Source organism: Spirosoma flavus, assembly GCF_054778555.1.
Genome location: NZ_BAAGZL010000008.1, coordinates 202,689 through 228,280, shown reverse-complemented (window position 1 = coordinate 228,280; position 25,592 = coordinate 202,689). Strand labels below are relative to the sequence as shown.

17 protein-coding genes and 2 pseudogenes are annotated in these 25,592 nt (G+C 50.5%); 10 read left to right on the top strand and 9 right to left on the bottom strand.

Translation table 11 applies throughout. The features are described 5' to 3' along the window. The first annotated feature begins 13 nt into the window (after positions 1 to 13). A complete protein-coding gene (locus ACYVF1_RS29590) occupies positions 14 to 421 on the top strand; it encodes an acyl-CoA thioesterase (RefSeq protein WP_461085840.1) in 408 nt (135 codons plus the stop codon). A 444-nt stretch (positions 422 to 865) separates the two neighbouring features. On the opposite strand, the gene ACYVF1_RS29585 is transcribed toward ACYVF1_RS29590, so the two are convergent. The 4 genes from ACYVF1_RS29585 to ACYVF1_RS29570 all read right to left on the bottom strand — a co-directional run bounded on the left by ACYVF1_RS29585 (position 866) and on the right by ACYVF1_RS29570 (position 13,786). Next, on the bottom strand, positions 866 to 2,608 hold the full coding sequence (locus tag ACYVF1_RS29585; RefSeq protein ID WP_461085838.1) for an autotransporter outer membrane beta-barrel domain-containing protein: 1,743 nt from the start codon (positions 2,606 to 2,608) through the stop codon (positions 866 to 868). 261 nt (positions 2,609 to 2,869) lie between these two features. Beyond that, positions 2,870 to 3,208: a LytTR family transcriptional regulator DNA-binding domain-containing protein gene (locus ACYVF1_RS29580; RefSeq protein WP_461085836.1), complete on the bottom strand. Its 339-nt coding sequence runs from the start codon at positions 3,206 to 3,208 to the stop codon at positions 2,870 to 2,872. 101 nt (positions 3,209 to 3,309) lie between these two features. Further along, the gene (locus tag ACYVF1_RS29575) at positions 3,310 to 9,957 is read right to left on the bottom strand and encodes a putative Ig domain-containing protein (RefSeq protein ID WP_461085834.1); all 6,648 of its coding nucleotides are present in this window, start codon (positions 9,955 to 9,957) and stop codon (positions 3,310 to 3,312) included. Between the two features lie 1,489 nt (positions 9,958 to 11,446). Then, on the bottom strand, positions 11,447 to 13,786 hold the full coding sequence (locus ACYVF1_RS29570; RefSeq protein ID WP_461085832.1) for an immunoglobulin domain-containing protein: 2,340 nt from the start codon (positions 13,784 to 13,786) through the stop codon (positions 11,447 to 11,449). Positions 13,787 to 13,990: 204 nt separating this feature from the next. Between ACYVF1_RS29570 and ACYVF1_RS29565 the strand changes: the two genes are divergently transcribed. The 4 genes from ACYVF1_RS29565 (at position 13,991) to ACYVF1_RS29550 (ending at position 17,112) form a co-directional block, all read left to right on the top strand. Continuing rightward, complete coding sequence (locus tag ACYVF1_RS29565; protein ID WP_461085830.1) at positions 13,991 to 15,409, top strand: ligand-binding sensor domain-containing protein; 1,419 nt, start codon at positions 13,991 to 13,993, stop codon at positions 15,407 to 15,409. A 66-nt stretch (positions 15,410 to 15,475) separates the two neighbouring features. Further along, positions 15,476 to 15,661, top strand: coding sequence for a histidine kinase dimerization/phospho-acceptor domain-containing protein (locus ACYVF1_RS29560; protein WP_461085828.1), 186 nt, complete (start codon positions 15,476 to 15,478; stop codon positions 15,659 to 15,661). 73 nt (positions 15,662 to 15,734) lie between these two features. Next, positions 15,735 to 16,004 carry a sensor histidine kinase gene (locus ACYVF1_RS29555; protein WP_461085826.1) on the top strand — a complete coding sequence of 90 codons (270 nt, stop codon included), beginning with the start codon at positions 15,735 to 15,737 and terminating at the stop codon, positions 16,002 to 16,004. Continuing rightward, entirely contained in the window at positions 15,967 to 17,112 is a 1,146-nt protein-coding gene (locus tag ACYVF1_RS29550; RefSeq protein ID WP_461085824.1) for a response regulator transcription factor, read from the top strand. The genes ACYVF1_RS29555 and ACYVF1_RS29550 overlap by 38 nt, the downstream gene beginning before the upstream one ends. A gap of 432 nt (positions 17,113 to 17,544) precedes the next feature. On the opposite strand, the gene ACYVF1_RS29545 is transcribed toward ACYVF1_RS29550, so the two are convergent. The 5 genes and pseudogenes from ACYVF1_RS29545 to ACYVF1_RS29525 form a co-directional block, all read right to left on the bottom strand. After that, positions 17,545 to 17,973, bottom strand: a complete 429-nt coding sequence (locus tag ACYVF1_RS29545) for a hypothetical protein (protein WP_461085822.1) — start codon at positions 17,971 to 17,973, stop codon at positions 17,545 to 17,547. A gap of 53 nt (positions 17,974 to 18,026) precedes the next feature. Next, positions 18,027 to 18,380, bottom strand: a complete 354-nt coding sequence (locus ACYVF1_RS29540; RefSeq protein WP_461085820.1) for a nuclear transport factor 2 family protein — start codon at positions 18,378 to 18,380, stop codon at positions 18,027 to 18,029. Continuing rightward, positions 18,377 to 18,822 (bottom strand): annotated as a pseudogene (locus tag ACYVF1_RS29535) (DUF1572 family protein). The gene ACYVF1_RS29540 and the pseudogene ACYVF1_RS29535 overlap by 4 nt, the downstream one beginning before the upstream one ends. Before the next feature lie 649 nt (positions 18,823 to 19,471). Further along, positions 19,472 to 19,945 carry a DinB family protein gene (locus ACYVF1_RS29530; protein ID WP_461085818.1) on the bottom strand — a complete coding sequence of 158 codons (474 nt, stop codon included), beginning with the start codon at positions 19,943 to 19,945 and terminating at the stop codon, positions 19,472 to 19,474. Positions 19,946 to 19,985: 40 nt separating this feature from the next. Further along, positions 19,986 to 20,954, bottom strand: a complete 969-nt coding sequence (locus ACYVF1_RS29525; protein ID WP_461085816.1) for an aldo/keto reductase — start codon at positions 20,952 to 20,954, stop codon at positions 19,986 to 19,988. A gap of 79 nt (positions 20,955 to 21,033) precedes the next feature. On the opposite strand from ACYVF1_RS29525, the gene ACYVF1_RS29520 reads away from it, so the two are divergent. The 5 genes and pseudogenes from ACYVF1_RS29520 (at position 21,034) to ACYVF1_RS29500 (ending at position 25,505) form a co-directional block, all read left to right on the top strand. Next, a complete protein-coding gene (locus ACYVF1_RS29520; RefSeq protein WP_461085814.1) occupies positions 21,034 to 21,396 on the top strand; it encodes a winged helix-turn-helix transcriptional regulator in 363 nt (120 codons plus the stop codon). 135 nt (positions 21,397 to 21,531) lie between these two features. Beyond that, the gene (locus ACYVF1_RS29515; protein ID WP_461085812.1) at positions 21,532 to 21,771 is read left to right on the top strand and encodes a transposase; all 240 of its coding nucleotides are present in this window, start codon (positions 21,532 to 21,534) and stop codon (positions 21,769 to 21,771) included. A 73-nt stretch (positions 21,772 to 21,844) separates the two neighbouring features. After that, entirely contained in the window at positions 21,845 to 22,627 is a 783-nt protein-coding gene (locus ACYVF1_RS29510) for an IS5 family transposase (RefSeq protein ID WP_461085810.1), read from the top strand. 3 nt (positions 22,628 to 22,630) lie between these two features. Further along, positions 22,631 to 23,883, top strand: a pseudogene (locus tag ACYVF1_RS29505) (transposase); the annotation flags it as partial. A 143-nt stretch (positions 23,884 to 24,026) separates the two neighbouring features. Continuing rightward, positions 24,027 to 25,505, top strand: coding sequence for a catalase (locus ACYVF1_RS29500; protein ID WP_461085808.1), 1,479 nt, complete (start codon positions 24,027 to 24,029; stop codon positions 25,503 to 25,505). Positions 25,506 to 25,592: the final 87 nt, after the last annotated feature.

Sequence of the window (25,592 nt, the reverse complement as noted above, 5' to 3'; positions counted from 1 at the left end):
ACCCGAATTCTGAATGGACATTAATCACCAACCTGATTCCCTTGCTGAGCGGATAGCGTTGGCTGAGACCCGCATTTTTAAGGCCGTTTTTCCTAATACGACCAATCATTACGATACGTTGTTTGGTGGAACTGCTATGCAACTAATGGACGAAGTTGCTTTTATTACAGCCACTCGATTTTCTCGCAAGCGCATGGTGACGGTTTCGTCCGATAAAATCAACTTTACTCAGCCAATTCCTGCGGGCACCATTATTGAATTGGTTGGAAAAGTCGAACACGTGGGGAATACTAGTATTCGGATCGGAGTAGAAATTTACGTGGAGGAAATGTATGCGCTAGAACGACATCGGGCCATTCACGGTTCATTTACGTTTGTGGCTCTGGACGAGAATCGAAATTCCATCCCCGTGTTGTCTTGAGATACGAAGCTGCTATAAATTAACTGAAGCGTTCTTATAATAGATTTACTTGCTTAGTAATAGGGTGGAAGATTAAATGATCAAGCCATAACAATTGATTCAGTTATTCTCCAAAAACGCTTTTTTTAAGAGACACTTGATTTATTATTTCCTCTAAGCAACTAAATCTCTCACTCAAATTCCGAGGAACTAGCCCCTTTGGTACTTACTTATATAGTTATAACATAAAAAGCAGACGAGCACTACCCGTCTGCTTTTCAGCTTTTATCCACACCATATGAAGAAAGCACTACCATTGAGCGTTTCCTCGGGTTGTGAGGGAAAGTACGTGAGTTATTGATAGACTAACTTCATTTGTATCTGTGATTTTACTTAACGGTGGTGAAAAAGAAAAAAGCCGCCGGAATAACTCCAGGCGGCTGTGATGCGGCAATTATTTGGAATTTACTTCTTCTCCAGAACCTGTTTCATGAGGGCTTTCAATTCATCAATCTGGGACTGCTGCTGCTTGATGGTCTTCTGTTGCTCAATGCTGTACAGCGTCAGTTCTTCAATCTTCTCCAGCAGTTTAGCATCCATCTTCGCTACGTCGACGCCTTTTTCAACCACTTCTCTGGCTGATGGAATGCCCGGTAGGTGCTCATGCTTCTGAATGTACTGTTCAACCTCAGACAATGGCTTGAGTAAGTAATTTGGCTTAAATACGTAATCGCTCCAGTCACTCGTGTTCTTGACCGCTACTTTGACTTTCTCGGTCAGAATACCATCCTCCACAAACAGTTTATAACCCGATGGCGTTCGTGCTACGTTACTGCCAATGATCACTGCGTCGTTTTGGGTACTTTGCAGAAGCGAGCCTTTGCGCTGCCACAGTGATTCACTCACGCCTTCACGTGCTGAGCCGTTCATACTAGCTAGTACCACATCACCCTGCTCGTTGACTGATAAAAACTTGGTTTGATTGAGGGCGGTGGCGGGCGAGGAATTGTTGAGGTTGGTAAACCGCAGACCCGACTGGTTGGCCGTGCCCTTTGTGATCTCCAGGGTGTTGTTGGGAGCCGAGTTGCCGATACCCACTTTAGCCCCGGGTGCGCCTAAAACCACCGCATTGCTAACGGTGACGATGGCGTTGACGCCGATGGCGGTGGAGTTGTTGACTGTAGGCCCGTTCGTACCTGCTCCAAAGCCGATAAACGTGTTATAATTGCCTGCCCCGTTACCCGAGTAGTTGGCTGCCCGGCCGATGTAAGTGTTGTTCTGACCAGTAGCGTTGCCCAGTCCGGCTCCATCGCCAATAAAGGTGTTGCCCAGACCAGTGGTGGTATTGCCGCCTGAGCCATTGCCGATGAACAGATTGTAAGACCCGTTACTTTGACTTCCGGCTGCGTTGCCCATAAATAGGTTGCCAATGCCCGTGGTGTTATAGAAACCTGCTTGGTAACCAATAAAGACGTTATTACTAGCGGTGCGGTTGTAATAGCCCGCACGGGTGCCTAGAAACACATTGTTGGCACCACTCGTATTGCTATACCCAGTCATATTACCCACAAACACGTTGGCCTCTCCAGTCGAATTATTGTATCCGGCTGTATTGCCTATATAGGCGTTATAGCCGCCTGAATCGTTACCATGGCCAGCTTGTATTCCCAGGAAGATATTATAGCTCCCCGATTTATTGTACGAGCCAGCCGAAGTACCCATGAAAATATTCAAACTTCCTCCACTGGCATAAGCACCGGCTTGATAGCCCACCATCGTATTCGATGCGCCCGTGGCTAGACTAGTCCCGGCTCGTGACCCAATAAACACGTTAGCCCCGCTAACCGTCATAGATCGCCCGGCACCAGCGCCTACAAACGTATTGTTAGGCCCGCTGGTCAAACTCAATCCCGCTTCAGCACCAATAAATGTATTTAGGTAACCCGTATTCGTGTTGCGCCCTGCATCTACGCCCACAAAACTATTCCTATACCCTGAGGTGAGCACCACGCCTGCATTGTAGCCAACAGCTACGTTTCGATCTCCTGTCAGCGTAGCTGCCCCAGCGGCCCCTGGCCCTACCAGCGTGTTAAAGGTGCCATAAGAATTCGTGTTGGAGTTATTGCTACTATTAGCTACATAGTTGCCCTGGGCCAGCAGCAGGGTAGGCAGAACCAGTAGCAGGAAAGTGGAAAAGAAGTGTTTCATCGTAAGGAAATAGTTTAGTAGATGAATAAACGTTTGGCAATTGACTCAATGTCAGCAGATAAAGCGAAGGTTTGCCTAGATTTTAATCAATCTTTTGAGCGAACGGTAAAGCAAAAACGCCAGCCCCAGTAGAGCCAGCGTTTCGTATAGACGTTGCGTTCTTTCGCTTTAATTCAACCAGCGCACATGATTATAATACTCGGCTGAGAGGACCACCTCGTACTGGCCTAACTGTTCATAACCCTAGTATACATAATCAAATCACCAGACATCAAGCCCGCGTAAGAGTTGCTTAACCTCACGAACCCGCCGACGCGGAATCACGACCTCCTGCTTAGTACCGCCCACCCCGAACTCCACCACCAGTTGTCGGGTCTCGTTGCGATGCCGGCCCACAATCAACCCAGGATCAACCGCCAGCTGCTTGCTCAGCCGCACCAGGTAGGGAAAACGCTGGCAAATAGTGCCCAGGGTGATGGCCGACAGGTAGTACCCCCCGTTGTGAAAATGCACATGGGTGTAGTTGCCTTCGGCCAGCGCCCAACTCACCTGGGGCTGACTATGGGGTTGATGAGTTTTTAAATAGGGCGTTGGTTTCATAAGAATTGACCGAAGGCAGGAGGTTAACGTGCTTATAGTTTTAGTTGGGGGCAGTAACTGTAGGAACCGTTGCTACAGTTACTGACTCCTTATTTCAGACGTTAATTCCCGCCTAGCTTTAGCCGACTGCTAGCACCAAACAGCAACCTGCCTGTAGTACTGTATATCACCCGCAGGGCTAGTGCCTGATAGGTAGGGGGTAAACTCACCGCATGGTTGAGCGTAACAGCATCGGTGAGTACCGGTATTCGGCCACAAGACCAGGTGGCGGGATCGTTCCAGTCGCCTACTTTCAGGGTGAACATACTCCCGCAGCCACCTGAGTTCACCACACTTAGGGGAAGAATCGTCGAAATTGAACCACCAGCCGGATCGGTAGCGATTACCGTCACACTGTAGAACGCACTGGCCGAGGCCGACACCGTTCCGGCGATGGTAGCTGGTGCCACAAAACTCAGACCCGCTGGCAAACCCACCACCGACAAGCTCAGCGAGTTGGGTGTTTCAGCGTCGGTGAAGGTGTTGGCCGGAATGGTATAGCTAAACGCCTGCCCTACTGTCGCCGACTGGGGCGGTATGGCGTTCTCCACCCGCGGATTGCCATTGGCGCAGAACGCCAGCCAGTTGTAGCTAAAGCTGGCTTCGCCCGGCGTGCCCTGCTGGCGAGCCTTGAAGACAATCACCGGGTTGTCGGTGAACAGGTTCAACTGATAGGGCTCATTGATGGCGACAGCCGTAGCCTCGTTGACGACCGATAGACTGATGGGTTGACCATTCGTGCCCTCAAAGCTGACCGTGAAATTGATGCGTCGTTCAAAGTAACTAATGTGATTACAGTCCAGCATGGTCACCCCGGTAATGGCGAAACTACGCGGTTGCACCGTCAGCGTAAAGGTCGTCGCAACCGATAAGCCACCCGGATCGGTAGCCACCACGGTCACGGTGAAGGGTGAGCCCACCGTTGTGGAGGGTGTACCCGTGATGGTGTTGGGCGACACAAAGCTCAACCCGGCCGGTAAGCCACTCACCGACAGAGTCAGGCTATTGGGCGTTTCGGCATCGGTGAACGTAGTGGCCGGAATGGTATAACTGTAGGCACTCCCTACCGTAGCCGATTGTGACGGAATAATATTAGCCACCGTCGGGCCGCAGTTCTGGTAAATCACAGCGGCACTGGTCGTTGCCGTGCAGCCGTTCGCCCCGGTTAACGTAACCGAATACGGACCCGCTGCACTGACCGAAATACTGGCCGTGGTGGCACCCGTGTTCCAGCGATACGTACCACTGCCTAGAGCGCTCAGACTCACCACGGGGGTGGTGCAGGTTAGCGTAGCACTCGCTGGCGAGATACTCACCAGGGGAGGAGTTTTGTCTTCACTGACGATGACAGTGGCCACCGTCGTACAGCCGTTCGCCCCGGTAAGGGTTACTGAATACGTAGCGGCCACACTGACCGATAGGCTGGCCGTAGTAGCGCCGGTGCTCCAGCGATACGTACCATTGCCTACCGCACTCAAGCTTACCACTGGACTAGCGCAGGTTAAGGTAGCGCTCGAGGGGGTGATCGAGAGCGAAGGTGGGGTCTGGTCTGCGCTCACACTCACGCTGGCGCTACTCGAACAGCCGTTGGCGCCGGTAAGCGTTACCGAATACGGACCCGCTACACTCACCGAAATACTGGCCGTAGTAGCGCCGGTACTCCAGCGATAGCTGCCGCTACCCACTGCCGTCAAACTCACGACTGGTGTGCTGCAGGTCAACGTAGTACTAGCCGGCGTTCCGATGGCCGGATTGATGCTCACCGATGGCGCAAGTTGATCGGCACTCACACTGGCCGCGGTCGTACTCGAACAGCCGTTGGCGCCGGTGAGCGTTACCGAATACGTAGTAGCCGTACTGACTGAGATAGCCGACGTAGTAGCCCCCGTGCTCCAGCGATAACTTCCCGTACCAATAGCGGACAGACTGACTACCGGATTGGTACAGGTTACCGTAGCACTCGCTGGTAAAATCAGCAGCGCCGGTGGCGTCTGATCGACCGCCACACTACTGGATGCCGTACTCGAACAGCCATTGCTACCCGTCAGGGTAACCGAATACGTGCCGGCCGACGTAGCACTGATGGAAGCCGTAGTGGCACCTGTATTCCAACGGAGTGAACCATTCCCCAACGCGCTTAAACTTACCACTGGCGTAGTGCAGGTCAACGTAGCACTGATCGGGGAGAGGCTCAGCGGAGGGGGAGTCGTATCCAGCGATAGGGTCGTGGTGGCCGACGTGGAACAGCCATTGGTGCCCGTTACGGTCAGCGAATAGGGACCAGCCGCGCTGGCCGAGATGATGGAGGTGGTTTCGCCGGTGCTCCAGCGATACGTACCCGTGCCCATGGCCGATAGACTTAGTATGGGGCTCGTGCAGGTCAGCGTAGCGCTGGTCGGAGCAATGGCGGCCGAAGGTGGGTTCTGATCCTGTATGACGCTGACACTACCCGTACTCGAACAGCCATTCGTTCCCGTCAACGTAACCGAATACGTATTGGCGGTACTCACAGAAATAACCGGCGTGGTCTCACCCGTACTCCAACGCAATGAGCCCTCACCAGCCGCCGATAAACTCACCACCGGGGTGGCGCAGGTCAACGTCGTGCCCGTCGATGGGCTAACCGTGAGTGAAGGCGGGGTTTGGTCGGCACTCACGCTGGAAGTGGCGGTATTCGAACAGCCGTTGGCGCCCGTTATCGTCACCGAATACGTAGCGGCCGTGCTGACCGAAATCGTGGCCGTAGTAGCTCCCGTACTCCAGCGGTAGCTGCCCGTGCCAACGGCCGATAAACTCACGGCTGGATTCGCACACGTCAACGTAGCATTGGTGGGGCTGATGCTGACCGTTGGCAGGGCGATATTCTGCTCAATGGTAATCGTGGTGGCGCTTCGACAGCCGGTGATCGTATTAGTCACCAGGACCGAATACGAGCCACTGGCGTTGACGACTGCCGTTCCCGTAGTCGCATCCTGACTGGCTATGCCTGGCCCGGTGAAACTGTAGCTCGTCCCGCCCGTTGCCGTTAGTGTCAAACTCGTGTTGGTACAGGTGAGCGTGGTCGAGGGGGCAGCCGTCAACTGGGCATTGGGCAGCGGGTTTACCGTTACAGCGGTGGTCGCTGAGTTGGAACAGCCCTGGGCATTCGTAGCGGTTACGGTGAAACTATACGTATTGGCCGGTAGCCCTGCTATAGTCCGGGTGTTACCCGAACCGGCGATAGGTCCACTGGCTCCGGTAAACGTGTAGCTACTCAATCCGCTGGTGGCGGATAGACTCACCAGCTCGCCTGCGCAGACACTACTGCTGTTGAGGGTGAGCATCGGTAAATCGTTGACCAGTACGCTCGTCGTCGCCATTCTTAGCTGATTGTTGGCGCTCACGATGAGTGAGAAAGATTGACTGCCGGTTGCGGAAGCGGTTAGGAGTTGACTAAACGCCGTACCCGACGCCGTGCCCGTGACGTTGCTGCCACCAGGAGTCGTCAGGGTATAAGCATAGGGTTCTGTTGCGTTGCCAATCGTCGCCGTAAATGTAACAGGACTGCCAGCGCATACCGTACCCGGGTTTGCCCCAAACCCTGTGATGGTCAGAGCGGCTGGCTGGGTAAGGGTAAAACTTTGCGTCTTGGAGCAGGTATTGGCATCGGTGACCGTAACCGAATAGACACCGGCGCTCAAGCCGGATACGCTGGACGTACTTTCACCGGTAAGGGTGCCGGGTCCCCAGTGATACGTATAATTATAACTTAGTACGCCACCCGATACGTCGACCCGAGCCACGCCATCACTTCCGCCGTAGGTCGTTACGTTGGTCTGCGAGCCGGTTAGGGTCAGGGCTGAGGGCTGCGTGAGGGAAACGGTTTGGGTGATCGAAGGGCAGCCGTTGGCATCGGAGATGGTTACGGTATACGAACCCGCCGATAGCCCTGTGGCGGTGGCCCCGCTCCCTCCCGAAGGCGCCCAGCTGTAGGTATAATCCGGTGTACCACCCGTTACGCTCACGCTGGCCCCTCCACTCGCGCTGCCGTTACAGGTGATGTTGGTTTGGGATAGGGTGGCGGCCAGAGCCGCCGGCTGAGTCAGGGAGACGATTCGGGTGAGGAGGCAGTTGTTGGCATCCGAGACGGAAACCGTGTACGAGTTGGGGGATAGGTTGGTTGCCAGCGCTCCGGTCCCCCCCGAGGGAGACCAACTGTAGCTATAGCCCCCTGCACCACCGGATACGTTCACCCGGGCCCGGCCATTATTGGCTCCCTGACAGGTAATGGCCGTTACGGACGTAGTGGCGGCGAGGGCTGGTGGCTCGGTGACCGTGATCGTCCGGTAGTGGTAACAGTTGTTGGCATCGGTGACGGTAATGGTATAGGAGCCTGCCGATAGCCCCGTCGCGGTGGCGTTTGTGCCCCCCGAAGGAGACCAGCTATAGGTATAGCCCCCGGCCCCCCCGGATACGCTTACGCTAGCCATCCCATTACTGCCCCCATTGCAAGCTACGTTGGTGACGGCGGTCGTACTGACGATGGCCGAGGGTTGAGAGATGGTCGCTGTTCCGGTTTTGTTACAACTGTTGGCGTCAGTGATGGTGAACGAGTAGACCCCTGCCGACAAGCCCGTAATGGTCTGCTGAGAGCTTCCCGTACTCCATTTGTAGGAGTAGCCACCTGCCCCGCCTGATCCAGCCACTGAAGCTACCCCGTTACTGCCTCCATTGCAAGCCAAGTTGGTAACAGCGGTAGAGCTGACCAGCGCCGAGGGTTGGGTGACGACAACGGCTCGGGAGAAGGTACAGCTGTTGGCGTCAGTAATGGTGTACGAGTAGACTCCTGCCATTAAGCCCGTAATGGTCTGCAGAGTGCTTCCAGTACTCCATTTGTAGGTATAACCACCTGCCCCGCCTGATGCGATCACAGAAGCTACCCCGTTACTGCCTCCATTGCAGGCTACGTTGGTGACGGCGGTAGCGCTCATAATGGGCGAGGGTTGAGCAACGGTCGTCGTTGCTGACGCGGTCTGGCCATTGGCTAAAATGGACAGTGTGACTGTCTGCGAACCGGAACCCGTGAGAGTTAAATTCTGACTAAAGTTTGTGCTGGATGCTGTTCCTGAAGATGGGGACCCACTACTACTGGCTAATGTATAGGCATAGGTTCCCGTTACGTTGCCAAGAGTGGCCGTAAAGGTAACGGGACTACCGGCACATGCCGGAGCAGGTGCTGACGCAAAGTTGCTGATAATGGGCCCAGTTGATGGCCCCTGCGCCACTGCAATAAACGGAACGGTAGAAGGACCCGTCGAACTAACAGTATTTGAACCAAATACGGCTCCGTTCCGTGTGGCACCACTCAGATAAACCGCATTTCCAATAACACTAACGGCCGCTCCCTGGTCGGTATTGGTACTGCCCCCTGATAAAGCCCCTCCATCGGTAGCGGTGCTGCCGTTATCTGTAAAATACGCCAGAAAAGCATCATTGGATGAACCATTAGCCGTCAGTGCGGTGCCGGCAATCGTTACGTTGCCAGAAAAATAGCCCCCTACATAAACCGCAGTTCCATTTACGGCTACCGCATTTCCACTGCTGATACTGCTGGCCGCTGAAACCCCTCTTGCCCAACGTGCCGTAGCTGTTCCACCATTATCTGTATATTTCGCTACGTATACATTGAAACTAGCTGTATACGGACTGGTAAGGGTAGTGCCGGCTATCGATGCACCTGATGTGAAGCCACCCGTAAAAAAAACATCAGCGCCGTTTACGTCGATACTAGACAGTATATCAGCCTTATTTGAACCCGAGGCTCCTCCCTTTACGGCCCAGCCATTGGCGAACGTAGTGCCATTGTCGATGTACTTAGCCAGAAAAAGGTCAATATCATCGGTGCCCGACGAGTTTAGTGTTGTGCCACTCAGGGTTATTGCATTATAAAACTGGCCACCCACATATACGTTTGACCCATTCACAGCGACTGCGTTGCCTATGTCTCCCTGCCCCCCACCTGCGCTGGTCGCCCACCGGCCAGAAGCAGACGAGCCGTTGTCAACATATTTAGCCAGAAATACATCATTGCCACCATTGGAGTTTAATGTCACCCCAGCAATAGAAGCCGTGCTTTCAAATCTACCCGTTACGTATAAGTTAGTCCCATTAACGGCAATAGACTGGCCTGCATCGGAACTATTAACGGCTGCCGACCCTGCTTTCACAGCCCAGCCATTGCTGAACGAAGTGCCGTTGTCAATGTATTTCGCTACGAATATATCGGTATCATTTTCGACATTGGTTGTTGTTAAGACTTGGCCTGCTATTGTAGCGGACCCTGACCCAAAATTTCCGGTAACGTATACGTTTGACCCGCTCACGGCAATGGCGAACCCCTGTGCAACGGCTGAACTTGTAGCCCAAACCCATCTGCCAGTGGTAGGACTCCACTTTCCAACAAACATGGTTGCGGTCCCATTGGAACTACCTGTGAGGGTAATATTGCCTGTAGTAGTAGGTAAATTAACCGAATACGAAAAGATGCCGACCAGGAACAAATTGCCGGATGCGTCTGTGGCAGACCCTGTAATACGGCACGTACCTGGATTGCTTGGATTAGCCGTACTCACGCTCTGCCAGGTTAAGGCCTGAGCGTGCGTAAACGTCCTGGATAAGGCCAGAAGAAATGAGAAAACAAGAAAGATTCGTGAGTAAATGTGATTTCTCATAATGAAACTGATTAAAAATGTAGCTGGTAAGGGGGGGCTTTAGGTACTTGTTTTTACTAGTGTTTAACTATTTTCGAAAGCGACTCAAAGACGCGTAATGAGCTGAGCTCACCAGCTATTTATGGGTAGTGTTAAAGATTAGCGTAATCATCTGGCTACCTAATTCATATGTTTCCAGAGAATTAGGTTTTATTAACATGATGTAGCGCTAAATGGAATGGCAAATACAACAAATTTTCATGATTGCGCTAACACTTTCGTTGCATTCTTTAACACTCTCGTCGCATCGGATAGAAAAAGCCCTAAATCCGGGTTCAATACGGCATGTTTGTATCTGCCTTCGCTAAGATGCTTTGACTGAGAGTCGACCGTATTGGGCAGATAAAACGCCAAACGGCCCCAAATGGGTTTCGCTAAAAGGCCAGGTTACCCGCGAAGTGGTCTGTCGGCGGTTGGTAGCTTTGCTGAGTGACCCGAACAAAATTGATCGGCGTCATATTGAGCGAAGTTGTTACCTGGTTAGTATCGGCTAAACCTGCAATTACCAGACCAGGAAGCTCTACTGTTGCAACGTAGTTATGGTGATCTGGATACGCGCCATGATGAGCGATATCTGAAGTTGATCAACTTACGGAAGGAAAACAGAGCAGCCCTAAAACTAACTCAGCAGGCGGTCGATATGATTTCTAATGCGCAACCAGGCGTTCGATTGAATTGAAAGTGTAGCACTAATGATGTAACCCTAATTAGGTTTCTCCAAGTTACTTGGTTAACCTGCCTTTGTACAGAAAAAGTCCGGATTCTACATTACGTTTCTTCCCGAGATTTTGGAGCAACTACTTTTTAATTAATTCGGTCTTGTACTTGCCGTTGGTGAGCAGGTACCCGCCATCGATTTCATTGATAGCAGAGAGCTTGCACCGCTGGTAGGCGTAGGAAGTTAGTTTCTCATAGCAATAATAAAGATGCTGGAGTTGGCTATTGACTGAATTACCCCTCCAGTTCTGCAATCCGTCTATCGAGATCTTGATTTATTACCGTCTTAAATTCTTTCAACTGCTCAGCTGTCGTTAAATTGATCGATTGCTGCTTATCCCGTAGCGGCTCCCCCTTGCCTCGAAGTAGATACTCGGCCGATGGGGAGGGGTGAATGAACATCTCTTAAAAGGAGCGTGGCTGGTGCACAACTCACTTCCGTGATTAGAAAAGGATGATATTAAGACAATTCGGGGTATTTCGGTCGATTTCTGAACCAAATAGCAACCAGATTGAGGACAAACCATAGTTCAAAATAGATGTGCAACAGCCTCGATCCTTTATGGGACGAAGGAGTTATCATGTATTTGCGGAATAATTTGGGCGATATGGTTGATGTAAATTATTAGCAATAAAGGGTAAGTCAGCGCCTGTTTAGCCCATCAGAAAATCAGGTTGTCCCACTTGTTAACGTTCAACTTAGTGAGACAACCTGTATTCCTCATCAATCAGCCTAGTGAGCCTTAAGAATCCGTACCGTCTGCGACTGACGGACCGTTCGAACCCGCAACAACAACAGACCTGACCCACTACCTGCCGCCAGACGAACCGGCTGATGAGCTAATGACTGCTCAAACTGCTGGGCTGATATACGGTTCCCTTGCTGATCCACTAGCTCAACCTGAACCTCCTCACCTTCCACCCCCTCGATCTCCACATTTACAAACGAGTCCGCTAGTGGATTAACTAGCACCCTGACGCAAAGGGTTGGCTCTAGTTGCTCCACTGCTTGACGAGCCCCGCAGGCCTTGGGCGTGAAACTGATCTCACTCTCCGTCCAGCCTCCGCTAGGATTGCGTTGGCGAGCCCGCAGCTTTAGCTCTCGACCAAGATGCTTGTTTTCTAGAATAAAGCCATCACTCACACTCTCCCAGCCGTTTGATACACTGTTGATGTGGTACTCAACCGGCTGGCCGTTGCCTCCGGTAGTGCGCAGGGTGAGTCGGCGGCTGGCGCACTCATAGCGTTCAACTAGCAGCTTAAGCGGCTGGGCCTGCACAGTAATCGTCGCCGAGACAGGGGTGCTGCTGCAAACTCCTAATTGACAGGTGGCTGAGTAGATTAGGGTGTCTGTCTGGGTAGTGGGCACTAAGATGGTCGTTGCTGTGCCGCTGGCGCCGTTAGAGCCGCTCCAGGTGGCTATGCCGCTACAGTTCTCAATAAGCAGATTTACCGTACCCGAGTACTGGGAAACAGTCAGTGTTGAGAGGCCGTTGGCGGTGCGTAGGGTAGGCGGGGGCAAGGTCACATTTTGCTCGACAGTAGCCGTGGCTGAGCCCGAGCAGCCGGAGGGTGTAGTGCCGACCAGGGAGTAGGTGCCTGGGGTGCTCACGCTTATGCTGCTGGCGGTACTGACAAAGCCCTCGGGCCCCCACCACTGATAGACGAGCGGTGCCCCGGAAGCCACTTCACTAGCGGTGAGTGTCGCGGTCGGCCTGGAACACGTCAAAGTTAGCGAGCCCGGGCTGATACTGACGCCGGGCTGGGCATTGACCGTTACACTTGCCAAGGTCATAGCCGAACAGCCCGGGCTTGTGGTGCCCGTCACTGTGTAAGTACCCGGCGTAGAGATGCTGACGATAGCGTTGGTGCTGGTAAAATCGTCCGGTCCCCGCCACTGGTACGAACTGGCGCCAGTAGCTGTCAGCGTAGTGGTCTGGCCTGGGCAGATGACCGTCCCTGAGGGGTTGATACTGACGCTGGGTGCAGGGTTAACCGTTAGGTTGACGGCCGTTGATGGTAGCGTACTAACCGTGTTACTGGCGACGACTACATACGCACCGGTATTGTCAGGCTGTACATTAGTCAGCAAGAGTGTGCTAGAGGTTTGGCCAGTGATAACTTGTCCGTTGCGATACCATTGGAAGTTGCGCACATTACCCACCGTATTTACGCTGATCGTAACGGTCGCTCCAGCGCAGACGGTGGAACTGCTGGGAGGCGGGGTGATGGTTAGCGGACTACAATCCGCCTGGACATCCGCTACCGAGTTACAGCCTGGCGCATTCTCGTATATTTCGACTGACCCGGGTGGCTGGGCAAGATACTGACAGAATGCCGTGATTGCACATTGGCTTAATCGAGCATTTTTATAAATGAATAAATCGCCAATGCTGGTCAGCTTGTTGAGGGCGGTCAGATTAGTCAGACTACCGTTATTACGAATAACTAAAGCTTGGGAGACGGTGGTCAGATTATTCAGTCCCTGGAGATCAACTAACCTTGAGTTACCGTCAATAAATATTCTGGTGAGGTGGGTTATTTTGTTCAGCCCGCCCAGCGTTCCCAGGTCGTTATTGTCAAACAGGCTCACATTCCCAAAGATGTTTATCAGGTTATTTAGCCCATCCAGACTTAGTAGCGAGCCATTATCTGAGATTCGTAAATTCCCGCCGATGCTGGTCAGCTTGCTCAGGGCGAACAGATTTCTGATCTGACTACAGCCGTCGATGGTCAGGCTTCCGGAGATGTTGGTGAGGCTATTCAATCCATCAACACTGGTTAAGCCCAGACTTAATCGGATCTCTAAATTACCATTGATAGACTGAATAAGACTTAACGAGTTTAAGTTCGTAATGCCCAACCCATCTCTATCTTTAATCTCTAACCCCCCAAGAAGATTGACGCATCCTGGTGGAAATGCATCAACGTCTGCCTGCGTAGCTAAGATGACATTACCGGTTGGACACTGAGCCCATGCACTTACTGGCCGCAGAGCCGTTAGCAGCATCAAACAAAGCAGGGGCAGCGCCATCGACCTGATAAGCAACCCACAATGTAAAAATGATTTCATACGTAATGGAGTATTAGTTAAATAAGGGGCAAACCTAGGGGATAGAGCAGGGCAAAGACTACTAGGATTGTTCCATTTTGGCCAGAATCATACCAAATCAGCCAACTTTTACTCTTTTTTGGTACCTTCGAGGTGGTCATCCCAGCCTCATGGTACCCCCAATTTCGATTATTTCTTCTCAGTCTTCTGCTCGTTAGCAACCTGTTGACGGAGCCGCCCCTGATAGCCCAGCAATTGATGCTGCCCCCGGCAGAACGGACGCTTAAACAACCGCCCGGCGTTAATCTGTTCAGTGCGTTCCTGGCTCAGGATATATGGGGTAATCTGTGGCTCAGCTCGCCTAATGGTCTTGTTCGCTACGATGGACGACAGTTGAGCGTGTATCATGCGAAGGATCACTCGCAGGATGACTATTTTAACCGGGTAGCCCCCGATAGCCGGGGTCGGGTTTGGTTACGCTACGCGTACGGAAACGATGAAAGTAAGCTGGCCTTTTTTGACCCACAGACCCAACGTATTCAGTTTATCTCTGACACGACCCGGCTGGTTCGGGAGCTTTTGGCCAAAGACGGCATTCGAACGCTGTTTGTCGACCGGCAGGACCACCTCTGGATCGGCCGGACAAAGACAGGCCTGCTGCACGTCGACCCTCAAACGCTTTTCGTTGAGCCAGTTGCTCTCGACAAAACGGAAGTGAACAGCATTAATCAAAGCCCCGACGGAACGATTTGGGCAGGTGCTTCCACGGGGCTGTACTCGATCGATCCGTCCAGTCACCAGGTTCGTCGCTATCTTGACAAAAATGGGCGTCTTCGTATACATGCCGGTAATCCCATCACCGCCTTGACCGTCCGATCAACCGGAGAGCTCCTGCTGGGATTGTACAACAAATTGGTTGTCTTTAACCCGACTTCGGGATTGATACGGCAAATTGACTTGCCACTGCCCACCCCAACGAGTCTGTTGTGTACTTACAAGATTATCTTCGACCGTGAGCAGAACGCTTATTTTTCCGTTGGCCCCCTGGTTTTCCGACTAAACCGCCAAAACCAACTGCAACGGCTGGAGTTTGCCTATCCAGCCGAAAAAGTTATTGGCATCTGGATCAGCCAGGGGCAGCCGCTGGGCAACAACCGGCTTTGGGTCAATGCGGGTCATCAGCTCTATGCGTATGATCTGAGCCGGTTGCGGCAAGTGCCTCCGCTGAACATCCTCGACGTATCGGTCAACGGTATCCACGTAGTAGAAAATCAGTTACCCCGCGAAGAGCGTTATCAGCGTGATACGTTGGGACAGGCTTCTCTTTTCCTGAAAGAGGGCGATTTCATGACGATACGTTTTTTGCCCCAGGTCGAAGTCGCCCCGTCAACCTACCGCTATAAACTCGATGGCCACGACGCGCAGTGGGCTGTTTACAACGATACATACGGCCAGGCTACCTACCGGCTTGGGGCCGGTAGGTATTCATTTATGCTCAATCGGGCCAAACCCACGGGTGGCTGGGAGCCCCAGTTTGCCCGCATTCAGATTCAGGTGGAGGCACCATTCTGGCGCACAGCTTGGTTTTTAAGCCTTGTAATTCTGAGTTTGAGCGGTACGGGTTTCTATATAGTTAGAAGCTAGAACCGCCGACGTATGCTTTGACAGGAACTGGCTCGCCGGGCGTTCGAAGCCGAAACCCTCCAACAGATGGACACCCTGAAGAGTGATTTCTTCGCCAACGTCACTCATGAGTTTCGCACGCCCTTAACCATCATCCTCAACGCAACGGAGCAGCTTGTTTCTTCGTCCCTGGCACCCACCCAACAACAACAGACCGATAACCATTCAACGGCATGCTCACCAATTGCTTCGACTGATCATCGAAACGCTTGATATGTCGCGGTTGGATGCAGGGAAGCTGGAGGTCAATTCCCACCTTGGCGATCCGGTCGTGTTTATGCGGTAGGTGGTTACCCAGTTTGACGGGCCGGCCAGGCAGCGAGGCATAACCCTGAACTGGGAAGGCGATATCGACACGGACGAATTGGTGTATAGCTTTGACGACAATAAATGGGAAATGATCGGCTATAACCTGTTATCGAATGCACTCAAGTTTACCGCTGAAGGTGGGCGGGTGATAGTTTCGGGACGTGTCGTAGCACCCAATCGTTTCGTGTTGCGGGTAGCCGACACGGGCATTGGCATCCCGAAGCATCGGCTTACCCATATTATTTGATCGCTTTTATCAGGTCGATTCGGGCTCCACCCGCGCCTATTCGGGAACGGGTATTGGCCTGGCGTTGGTAAAGGAGGTGGCTCACTGGCTTGGGGGACGCGTAACCGTTGAGAGTGAAGAAGGAAACGGTAGCGTTTTTACCGTTGAACTACCCATCACGTCTCCAGCCCGCTATCCACGAAACGAAATAGACACTACACTCGATTCAAAAGACGACAATCCGTCCACCTATGCAGACCAAGTTGGTCAGCCGGAGTCAGCGCTATCGCAAAGCCGAAATGCCCCACCCCATAGCGCTTCCAGAAGTCGTCAGCCAACGGAGAAGAGAACTACTAATCCGGACGGCGAGAAGCCGTTCGTACTGTTGGTAGAGGATAATGCCGAGCTTCAAATGCAGATGGCTACGTACTTGTCTAAGCAATACCGGATTGCTACGGCTCCAACGGGTCGGGACGGGATGGAGCAGGCCATAGCGGAGATTCCAGATCTGATCGTCAGTGATGTGATGATGCCCGGTATGGACGGTTTTGAGCTCACCCTCTCCCTGAAAGCCGACGAACGAACCAGCCACATCCCCATCGTGCTGCTCATGGCCCGTTCCTCGCCCGAAAGTCGGCTTATGGGTTTACAGGCCGGAGCGGATCACTACATAAGCAAGCCTTTCAACTTAGCCGAACTAAACCTACGGTTGGCCAATGCGCTCCGTGCCCGCCAGCAATGGCAACAGCGCTTCAGGGCTCAGATGGCTCTTTCAACAGCGGTGCATCAGGCTCCTGGGGAGCCTGACCGGGAGGAACGCTTCCTAAACTGCCTGCACCAGTACATTCTCACTAACCTAGACGAAGCGGACCGGATGGATGTAGGCTGGCTGGCCGAACAAGCCGGTATGAGCCGCACCCAGTTGCACCGCAAAATGACCGCGCTTACATCGCTCAGCCCGAATCGATTTATTCACCGGGTTCGACTCGAGCGGGCCGCTGCGCTCTTGCAGTCTGGTGAGTACAACGTAGCGCAGGTGGCCTATGAACTCGGGTATAGTTCGCAGTCGTACTTTGCTAAATTGTTTCAGGAGCATTTTGGGTACGCTCCCTCAAAAATGAAAACGTAGCAGACACCTTCAACTTCTAGAAGGTGAGCTTGTTATCCCCATGTGGCGCTGTCTGTTGACTCGTTGTACAGTAGATAAATTAGCCACAGCTGCACGGGTTTAACCAGACTAACGTAGCGGTTTTAAAGTGCTTTAAAATGATCAATTTGCCTACCTGTACAAAACGTATCAGGCTCGTCGCGCGTAGTTGCATCTCAAATAATGCTCCCATATGAGACGAACAAGCCTTCATGTATCTGTTTCAATATTGGGGGTGATGATTCAGTAATTTTGGTAAAGTCGTGATGAACACACAGGTTAGCAGGTACTTTACTTACTTTGGAGAGTTAAGGTAACTGCCTCGGCACATAAACCAAGGGTAGAGTTTACCGGCTAATACCTGAAATCGTCAACGAAAAGGTTCAGGGTAGGCCAACAACCGGAATTTACCCATTAAATTATAGTGGCTTCATAATAATTTTCCTTCTGAATTTTATTCCCATTCAAACCATTGAGCATCACTAGCTGTCCAATATGGGTAGCTATATCTAAGATTGTACCTTGCAGTAATCGTTTACGGACAGCAGCCTCCAGTCCCGAGGAGTTAACCATTTTTTGCAATTCTTCAAACCCATCCAGTAAGGGATTCCGTTCACCCTCAAAATCCAATGCCTCTGGTGGTGGACAAGTAAAATGGCCCTCCTGAACCATCGTTATCGTTTTGATAACCAGATCATTCATGTGATTCAAAATTTCATTCGGACTTCGGCTGTGAAGACTTACTTGATACATGCCAAAGTCAGCGGCTGAGCCATCGGCTGCTTTAGTGAACCGATAGGCTAAGGCTTTGACGACATGAGTTAACAATTCATTATCGCTCATTAGAGAAAGGATTGTATGTAAAGCTGCGACTTAAAGAACGCCATGTAGGTTATTCAGGTGTAGTGACAAAACACTTTCTCGGCCTGACCATGCTGGTTCAATTGAAAGACTTCGCTGGCCAGTCGGCCATTTACTGAAGTATATTCAATAACCAGCGAGTTGATACCTACAAAAACATGATGCAGGCTAAAATGCAGGTCGGGATAGGTGCTCAGGCCTATTCCAAAATAGTGTTCCAGATCACGTTTGTTGGTGATACACCCTGTTTCATTGAATTTTAGTAATGGAATAAAAGGCGAATAAAATTCCAGCTCATCCGCATAGTGCGCCAGAATGGCGGCTAGATCGTGAGCATTGAAGGCGCCGATCCATTCTTCGGCAAAGTGAAGCGCTTGTTCTTGGGTCATAGGATTGAGTCTGTTGCTAATCCGTTCTTCTCAACCGGCATATCCGACATTAGGTATTCATCAGTAAAATGTGCTTTACATTTGGGCTGTGTAAATTTCTGAGCGTTATATTGCTCAGACCCACCTTTGGGTATGGAAAGTGACGTCCAGATTTGGGCCAGCATTTTCCCCAGAAATACCAACTTGCCAATGTGATAGGGATAATGGGCTGACTGCCGATTGATGGCGTCCAGCACCGAATGTCCTTGATTACGAATATAAATGGTTTTACTCAGGTCTTCTTCCTGTAGTGATTTGAGGGTCTCTGAGAGAACGCCCCAACCCTCATCCCATTTCTGGAGTAATACAGCTCTGGACTGAATATCGTTGGTAAACTCAACCTCCCGGTCGCGCCAGCTTTTTTCCCATCGGTCGAGAGAAAGTCCGTCCAACAGCTCAGCATATTGCCCCAAAGATGCTTCACCAGCATGGCTATGCTGTTGCTTTCGGGGTTTTATTGCCAGAACAGAGCCTTACCAGGCAGTTGAGCCAATGTTTTTCCGCCTAGCCATTTATAATACTCAAACTGGCGAATCGCGCTTTGTAAATACTCACTCGGCATTGGGTTAGTTGAGTTAGTAACCGAAGTATTCTTGCTTTCTAGGCCTTAGAGGTAATTAATGAGCGTCGTATTAATGACGACTTACAGCATCAGTGAGGTTTTAATGGTCCGTTACTACGGATTATCATAACAGTATGATGCGTCCCTTTAAAGCCGAGCGACACTAAAAGTGGTAGTATGTTGGGGATTCATACCGCAAAAGAAGGCAATAAGGTTATAGGAAAACAGACACACTTTCGGGTTTACTGAACCATACAGTGTTCCTGGACAAGTCCAAGTAATCACTTCGAGCTACTTTAGCAAAATCTGTCTGATAACGGCTAATAAACTACATTGGACTTACTATCTTTTATTGGACAAAAAGCTAATCAATATTTGCCTAGAAAAGTAATAAGTCTAATCTCACAAATCGCACCCGCTTGAGACAAAGTGTGATTTGAGTACCTATAATTCGGGCATTTCTTCAACGATAAGACCTTCCATTATTCGATTAAAACAACTTTTCCTTTGGAGGGATAACACCAGCTAGTCGGAGATAAATAGTCGTTTGCCCCCGATGATGAGTTTGATGTTCAAATCCCTTGGCTAAGGCTGCTACTCGGCTCATTTCATAGCGGCCAAACACCTTAACAGATTCAGATAGTTGCGCAGAAACCATCTTTTTGACTGCTCTATACACAAAATCATACCCGTCTAGCACAATTCTGGTAATATTTTCCTTTGATTTATCTTGGGTCATTTTCTCTAGTTCGCCCAATTCGTACAAACTTTGTTCACCACTTGCAGCCGATGCCAAGGCATAGTTTAAATCGGTTAGGTGAAGCATTTGTTCGGCAAATGAGCGGATATCAGGTGTCGGTTTTAAAGCGTACCCTTCTTCGGGCATGGCCTCTAGATATTCCTTTGTGTAAGCCTTTGCCCGCACCCAGTCGTTGATGGTTGCTTCAGTATCAGTCGTTGTCATTTGTTGTGATTTTAGTAAGTCAATGGCGGTTGCTGGCTAATTAATATTTTTTCTGCACTGTAAGGAGTAGTTCGTGAGGGTAGCCCATTGCCACTGCACTGACGGCATCTAATCGCTCTACTTGGCTGGTAGTCAATCTTAGTTCTAATGTTTTCAAACTCGTTTCAAGTTGGGAGGGCGTTCTTGCTCCAATAATTGGGAAGACCCCTTTGCTCATTACCCATCTTAAAGCAATCTGCCCTGAGATAGCATCAAGTTCGGAAGCGATTAACTCTAGTTCATCTAGTATTCCCCTTATTTTCTCGTCTTCCTGATAGGCGCTACCTGCTGATTGTGTCAACCGTCCAGTGGTACCTTGTCGGTATTTTCCAGTGAGTAGTCCCCCAGCTAAAGGTGAATAGCCCATCATACCTAACCCAAAATGTTCTGCCATTGGCTTTAGTTCGCGCTCCACTGTTCGTTGGGCAAGGTTGTACTCAAATTGGATAGCTGTCAGGGGTATAGTAGTAGCAATAGAAGCTGCTTTCCAAGCTGAGAAATTGGCTAATCCGGTGTATAAAACTTTACCGGCTTTTACCAGATCTTCCAGGCCACGAGCGATTTCCTCTATCGGCGTATATCCGTCATCAAAATGCGGAACATAAATGTCTATAAAATCCGTTTTGAGTCGTTTCAAGCTATCTTCTACAGCTTGTCGCATAGCCTTACGATGGTTCCCCGAATTAGCCACTGATGCATTTTGCTGGCTATTTAGGGTATACTTGGTACAGAGAATAAAATCACAACGCTTATGTTCAGTAAACCGGCCAACAATCTCTTCCGCTTCGCCAAATTGATATAGATCCGATAAGTCGATAAAGTTTCCTCCTGCATCGGCATAAGCAGAAAGTATCTGCAATGCGTCTTGGGAAGATGTACCATAGCTCCGACGATCACCCAATTGGGAACCACCCATAATTAACTCACTAGCCGGTAATCCCGTCTGTGTTCCAAATAATTTGTATTCCATCCCACAAAGGTCAATAGGGAATATAGCCTAGTCAAGTAGGGCTAAATTCAGCCGTACCTAAATAGTTTATCTTTGTGGTATGTATGAACGGAAACTAGCTATTGAAGTGGAATGTGGCCTTCACCTGTTCATGGAAGTGTTGAACGGGAAATGGAAGATCAAACTGATTTGGTGCATCCATTCAGGTATTAATCGTCCCGGTGAATTGCGACGTAAAATACCAAAGGCGTCCCGCCGATTATTAGATACGCAATTGAGCCAGTTAGTCGAGCATGGTATCTTGTCTAAAACTACATTTGATCAAAAACCACTGAAGGTAGAGTATAAGCTCACCCGATTAGGCAAAACCTTGATACCCGTCATCGAGTCAACGGCGAAATGGGGGGAAACTCACCGTGATGTATTAGAACCTCTATTTACCAAGGAACAATATGTTTACTAAATCGTCGTCTCAGAAAATGCTCCTACTTGATACGAACGAGCATTCATGTATCTGTTTCAATATTGGTGCGTGGCTGTTGCACAACTCTGCCTGTGCCTAAATAGATGAATGGGTTGAGTTTTTGTATCTTCAACTATGCAAAGCAGAAAATGCGACCACGAAAAACTCATCACCCATTTCCAACTTTCCAGCCGCATTCCGAAGAATAATTTCTACCGTCGGCTGAAGGAGACGCTTGATCTGACGTTCCTCTATGAACACACCAAAGACTGCTATGGCTCAACAGGCAATCCCTCGATTGATCCAGTGGTCTTCCGCTCCGGCGGCCCGGTTCAAATTCATGCTCATTGGCTATCTAGAGAATATTATGTCTGAGAGGTTGTCTAATGTTTCACGGAAAAGAGAGTTGGTCAAGTAGTTTTAGGGTGCGAACTCTCAAACTACCCTGATGCTCTATTCGACCGATCTGACCAACTCACAATGGCAAGCTATCAAAATTTTGATGCCCGCCAAAATCTGGCAACGCAAACGAAAACACTCTGTCCGAGCCATTATTAATGCCATTTTGTACGTAGTCAAAGAGGGTATCTCTTGGCGACTCATGCCCAACGATTTACCCGATTGGCGGCTAGTTTACTATTACTTCTGCCGATGGTCTAAACAGGGTCTAGTTCAGCAAATTCATGACAAACTTGTCACTAAAGTTCGTCTGCAAGCAGGTCGAGAGGCTTCACCTAGTTTAGGACTCATTGATAGCCAATCCGTTAAGACCATGTCTGTCACCACTTTGAAAGGCTATGATGGGAATAAAAAGCTCACGGGTCGAAAAGGCTTCATCATCGTGGATGTACTAGGTTTGGTAGTGGCCCTACGGGTAACATCGGCCAACGTGGGGGAGCGAGCCGGTGCTTTGTTGCTCTTTACAGCCTTAGGTCAACGATTCGCTCGGCTTAAAACAATTCTAGCTGATCAGGGCTTCGATGGCGTCAATTTCTTGGCCACGGTTAAATCGACTTATCAACTGACGGTCAATGTGGTTTGCGGTGTACTGGGGGTGAAAGGCTTCCAGTTATTACCCAAGCGATGGATTGTCGAGCGGACATTTGGCTGGTGGGCCTTTCATCGTCGTCTAGCTAAAGACTATGAGGTCAAAGAGTCTCATGCTGAAGCGATTATATACTGGACAATGATTCGGCTGATGTCCAGAAAAATCCGTGAAACAAAATCCTAAACAACCTCTGACAGAAAGCTGATCGAGCATTGCGCCCTGCGCATGGATATGTTGTATTTCCTGGGTTATAACATCGATGAGCCGCTTCCCTGGCATTCCACCCTGAGCCGGACCCGCCAACTTTACCCAGAAACACTTTTCGAGTTACTATTCGACAAAGTATTCAGCCTATGCGTAGCTAATAATATGGTAGCCGGTCGGCGGGTCGCTATCGACTCGGCTCCTGTCAAAGCGAACGCGTCGATGGAAACGCTCTTATAAAAACAGCCCCAGCGACCTGGACCCAGGTTACTATCCCAAACTGAAGATCAAAATGGACCAGTAGACGCGACTCCCAAACTCAGCCCCCGTCAGGCAGCCTCGGTGATCACGGCTGCTGATCATCAGCTGAGGAGACTAGTCAAGCGCCAGCAAAATTTGTAAAGTGCGCCAACCACCCTAGGAGCCAGCAATGAAAAAGCCCAACTGCTGAGCAACCGCAGCGGCGGACCACAAAACCCATTATAGCCCTACCGGCCCCGATGCGCGCATCTCCATCAAGCCAGGCAAAGCCCGTAAACTCAACTACAATTGTAGCCTGGCAGTTGACACCGCCGAAGGGATTATCAGCCATGTACAGGCCGATTTTGCTGATGGCCGGGACAGCCAGTCCCTACCTGACATTGCCCTAAAGCTTCGGCAGCGGTTGGCCCATAATCAACTGCGTTTAGAAGAAATACTGGCCGATACGGGCTACTCAAACGGCAGCAACTACGCCTTACTGGAGGGGTGGAACATCACCGGCTGGATACCCGTGTTCGGCAAGTATAAGCCACAGATTGACGGCTTCCCCTATGACCCAGTAGCTGACCAGTTCAGCTGTGCTGCTGGTCGGCTACTGCCCTTTAAGAATTTTGATTCGCAGGCCGATGGCGGTTGCTGAAAATCTACCGAGCTGCTTATCAGGACTGCCAATAGTGCCCACTTAAACCCACGTGTACCCCTAACAGTAAATGCCGACAGATTACCCGCACGGCCATGATCCCTTCTATCGTCGAGCCTTGGATCGCCAGCAAAGTCGGCGGGGCAAGCGGATGAAGCGGCTTCGTCAACAGACGGTCGAACCGGTCTTAGGCAGTTTAGTAGAGTACAATGGCTTACGAAAGATCAATGTACGAGGCAAAGCTGGCGCTCACAAGGTGATGTTGATGGCGGCCGTTGCCTTCAATCTGAAGAAATACATGAAGTTCACCAGCAAGTCCACTCTCAGCCAGGCCCCATTGACTTGGCGAATGTAATAGCTATATAGTTTCTCGTTTTGATAGATTTTGACTATAGGCATATTAAAATTATCAATTTTTTCGATAAAGTTCCAGTTGCCACTTTTGAGAAGCAATACCGCTAAGTAAAGGTTTGGTAAATGGAAACTCCCAAAAAACTCACTACGGCAACTGGTACTCCAGTTGCCGACAATCAAAATGTAATGACGGCCGGACCACGCGGTCCAGTACTACTGCAGGATTTTTGGTTCCTGGAAAAAATGGCCCACTTCGACCGGGAAGTTATTCCTGAACGACGAATGCATGCCAAGGGGTCGGGCGCCTATGGCACGTTTACTGTTACCCATGATGTGACGGCCTATACGAAAGCAGATTTGTTTTCGCAGATCGGAAAAAAAACAGACCTATTCGTACGTTTTTCAACGGTGGCGGGCGAACGAGGTGCCGCCGATGCTGAACGGGATATCCGTGGATTCGCCCTTAAATTCTATACGCAACAAGGCAACTGGGATATGGTCGGTAATAATACCCCGGTTTTCTTTTTCCGTGACCCGATGAAGTTTCCGGACCTGAATCACGTCGTTAAGCGTGACCCAAGGACTAACCTGCGTAGTGCAGACAACAACTGGGATTTCTGGACGCTGTTGCCCGAATCCTTACATCAGGTGACCATTCTGATGAGCGAACGCGGCATACCCAGAACGTATCGCCACATGCATGGTTTCGGTAGCCATACGTATAGTTTCATCAACGCCAACAATGAACGCTTCTGGGTGAAATTTCACGTCAAAAGCCGGCAGGGCATCGAGAATCTGACCAATGAAGAAGCGGCCCAGTTGATAGGCCATGACCGGGAAACTCACCAGCGTGATTTGTACGAAAGCATCGAGCAGGGCAATTACCCGAAATGGCAATTTTTGGTTCAGATTATGCCCGAGGCCGACGCCAGTACGTATCCAATTCATCCCTTCGATCTAACCAAAGTCTGGCCCCATGCGGACTATCCACTAATCCCGGTTGGTGAATTGGAGCTGAACCGAAATCCGGCAAATTATTTCGCGGAGGTCGAGCAAGCGGCTTTCAATCCGGCCAACATCGTTCCTGGAATCGGCTATTCGCCGGATAAGATGCTACAGGGCCGCCTGTTTTCGTACGGCGACGCGCAGCGTTACCGCCTGGGTGTGAATCATGCGCATATCCCGGTCAACGCCCCCAAATGCCCCTACCATGCTTTTCATCGGGATGGCGCCATGCGTACTGACGGCAATTATGGCTCTACGATTTCGTATCAGCCTAACAGTTTTGGTCAATGGCAGGAACAAACGGAATATAAAGAACCTTCGCTGAAGCTATCAGGTGACGCCTATGCTTTTAATTATCGGGAAGACGATGATGACTACTTTTCTCAACCCGGTACTCTTTTTCGCAAGATGAATCCGGAGCAGAAGCAAATCCTATTCAAAAATACTGCGGCAGCCGTTGGTGATGCTCAACGATTCATCCAGATACGGCATATCCGTAACTGTTATCTGGCTGACCCGGCCTATGGAGCGGGCGTGGCCCATGCACTTGGCTTAACCATGGATGAGGTGAACAGTTTTACGCATCCAAATCTGTAATTGATAACCGATCCCAAGCCTTACTAAGGCTTGGGATCGGTTAAATAAAAAAACTACAAATTTCCTTTATGAAGGAGACCTCCGATG

What these genes read in the sequence shown, in the direction of transcription:
- ACYVF1_RS29520 (WP_461085814.1), top strand. Translation starts at nt 21,034, where the DNA reads ATGTATGAACGGAAACTAGCTATTGAAGTGGAATGTGGCCTTCACCTG.
- ACYVF1_RS29585 (WP_461085838.1), bottom strand. Translation starts at nt 2,608, where the DNA reads ATGAAACACTTCTTTTCCACTTTCCTGCTACTGGTTCTGCCTACCCTG.
- ACYVF1_RS29500 (WP_461085808.1), top strand. Translation starts at nt 24,027, where the DNA reads ATGGAAACTCCCAAAAAACTCACTACGGCAACTGGTACTCCAGTTGCC.
- ACYVF1_RS29580 (WP_461085836.1), bottom strand. Translation starts at nt 3,208, where the DNA reads ATGAAACCAACGCCCTATTTAAAAACTCATCAACCCCATAGTCAGCCC.
- ACYVF1_RS29515 (WP_461085812.1), top strand. Translation starts at nt 21,532, where the DNA reads ATGCAAAGCAGAAAATGCGACCACGAAAAACTCATCACCCATTTCCAA.
- ACYVF1_RS29525 (WP_461085816.1), bottom strand. Translation starts at nt 20,954, where the DNA reads ATGGAATACAAATTATTTGGAACACAGACGGGATTACCGGCTAGTGAG.
- ACYVF1_RS29570 (WP_461085832.1), bottom strand. Translation starts at nt 13,786, where the DNA reads ATGAAATCATTTTTACATTGTGGGTTGCTTATCAGGTCGATGGCGCTG.
- ACYVF1_RS29575 (WP_461085834.1), bottom strand. Translation starts at nt 9,957, where the DNA reads ATGAGAAATCACATTTACTCACGAATCTTTCTTGTTTTCTCATTTCTT.
- ACYVF1_RS29590 (WP_461085840.1), top strand. Translation starts at nt 14, where the DNA reads ATGGACATTAATCACCAACCTGATTCCCTTGCTGAGCGGATAGCGTTG.
- ACYVF1_RS29545 (WP_461085822.1), bottom strand. Translation starts at nt 17,973, where the DNA reads ATGAGCGATAATGAATTGTTAACTCATGTCGTCAAAGCCTTAGCCTAT.
- ACYVF1_RS29540 (WP_461085820.1), bottom strand. Translation starts at nt 18,380, where the DNA reads ATGACCCAAGAACAAGCGCTTCACTTTGCCGAAGAATGGATCGGCGCC.
- ACYVF1_RS29510 (WP_461085810.1), top strand. Translation starts at nt 21,845, where the DNA reads ATGCTCTATTCGACCGATCTGACCAACTCACAATGGCAAGCTATCAAA.
- ACYVF1_RS29560 (WP_461085828.1), top strand. Translation starts at nt 15,476, where the DNA reads ATGGACACCCTGAAGAGTGATTTCTTCGCCAACGTCACTCATGAGTTT.
- ACYVF1_RS29530 (WP_461085818.1), bottom strand. Translation starts at nt 19,945, where the DNA reads ATGACAACGACTGATACTGAAGCAACCATCAACGACTGGGTGCGGGCA.